The following is a 1458-nucleotide window of genomic DNA, read 5'->3' on the forward strand; positions in this document are numbered from 1 at the left end:
CCGAATTACGCCTGCTGCGCCCGAGCGCGGACCGGCCGGCGGGAGCAATCTCCCTCGCCACAAAGGCCCATCAGACTGCTGATCTACCTTGGCCGCCCGGTGTCAGATGCCCTGACTACGTAACCAGCTCAACAACTGCGGTAGCGGGAAGGCACCGCTCTGGCGTGCGACTTCCCGGCCGTTCTTGAACAGTATCAGGCTGGGAATCGAGCGAATGCCCAACTGCGCCGACAATTGCTGATTGGCCTCACTGTCCAGCTTGGCCAGCCGACACTTGCCTGCCAATTGCGCTGCTGCCTGCTCAAATACGGGTGCAAATGATTTGCACGGCCCGCACCAGTCCGCCCAGACATCCACCAGCAACGGCAAATCGCCCTTGATCTGGCTGGCGTAATCGGCCTGCTTCAGCTCGAAAGGCTTGCTCAGCAACACCTCGACCTTGCAGCGCCCGCACTTGGGCTGATCGCCCAGGCGTTCGGCGGGGATACGGTTGAGGCCGTTACAGTGAGGGCAGGGGATCAGCAGTGGATCGGACATGAGCAGGCTCCGGAAGGCAAGGTAATGGTACTTATTTGGAGTCGCGGGCGGGGATTATCAAGGCGTGGGCAGCTGTCGCATGCTCTCACATATTTGAGGCTGGTCGCTTACGCCGCAAGTCTAGGCTGGGAATAGCGTTAAATACTTTGAAGTGACCTAGTGAGGAATTCGCTTTGCTCCCATCCGTGTGCTACTTTTGTTGCACTTATCGAGGCGTCGATATCAACCTTATTTCGGATCGGAGTCCTCTCATGTCCGTGACTTCCAAAATCCGCCGACAAGGCGGTGCTGCGGTGATGACCATCCCGCCGACTTTATTGAAACTCCTGCATCTGGAGGTGGGCGCGCAATTGGAGCTCAATGTGGTCGATGGCGAATTGATCGCTCGCCCCGTCGTACAGCCGGTGCGCAAGCGCTATACCCTGGCCGAATTGCTCGAGGGGGCCGAAGCAATTGCCGAACTGAATGCCGCCACAGCGGATACTCGTGAAGGCGATCCAGTTGGTCGGGAGTTGGGCTGATGGTTCGTCGACAAGCCCCGCAGCGGGGCGATGTTTACTGGATTGACCCGAATCCGGTGGCAGGTAGAGAGATGATGAATCGCCACCGTTTTGTTGTGATAACACCACGAGAGATCAATGCCTTGGGTGTGAGCATGACCGTCCCGGTGACCAGTGGAGGCACGTTTAGCCGCAATTCTGGTTTGGCGGTGGTTGTCACCGGGCACGAAACCAATGGCGTCGCGGTGTGTAATCAGGTGCGCAGCTTCGATATCGAGCAACGAATCCAAGAGGGCTCCGCCAAGTTCATTGAGCGTCTCGACGACGTGACAATGATGGACATCATTTCACGAGTTGTCAGTGCAATTGACCCCCAGGACTGAACGTATCATCACGACGAACAGCTGATCTCCAGATGCTT

At 57.5% G+C, this 1458-nt stretch carries 3 protein-coding genes; 2 read left to right on the forward strand and 1 reads right to left on the reverse strand.

Features of this window, described 5'->3' with window-relative positions:
• Positions 1-102: 102 nt before the first annotated feature.
• Entirely contained in the window at positions 103-537 is a 435-nt protein-coding gene (gene trxC / locus F8N85_RS34185) for a thioredoxin TrxC (RefSeq protein WP_150802202.1), read from the reverse strand.
• Between the two features lie 251 nt (positions 538-788).
• Here trxC and F8N85_RS34190 point away from each other — a divergent pair, with 251 nt between their 5' ends.
• Together F8N85_RS34190 and F8N85_RS34195 are read left to right on the forward strand one after the other, a co-directional pair.
• Positions 789-1058 carry an AbrB/MazE/SpoVT family DNA-binding domain-containing protein gene (locus tag F8N85_RS34190; protein ID WP_150802201.1) on the forward strand — a complete coding sequence of 90 codons (270 nt, stop codon included), beginning with the start codon at positions 789-791 and terminating at the stop codon, positions 1056-1058.
• Entirely contained in the window at positions 1058-1420 is a 363-nt protein-coding gene (locus F8N85_RS34195) for a type II toxin-antitoxin system PemK/MazF family toxin (RefSeq protein WP_150802200.1), read from the forward strand. Before F8N85_RS34190 ends, F8N85_RS34195 begins: the two co-directional genes overlap by 1 nt.
• Positions 1421-1458: the final 38 nt, after the last annotated feature.

This window comes from Pseudomonas fluorescens (assembly GCF_902497875.1).
Lineage (GTDB): Bacteria > Pseudomonadota > Gammaproteobacteria > Pseudomonadales > Pseudomonadaceae > Aquipseudomonas > Aquipseudomonas fluorescens_BR.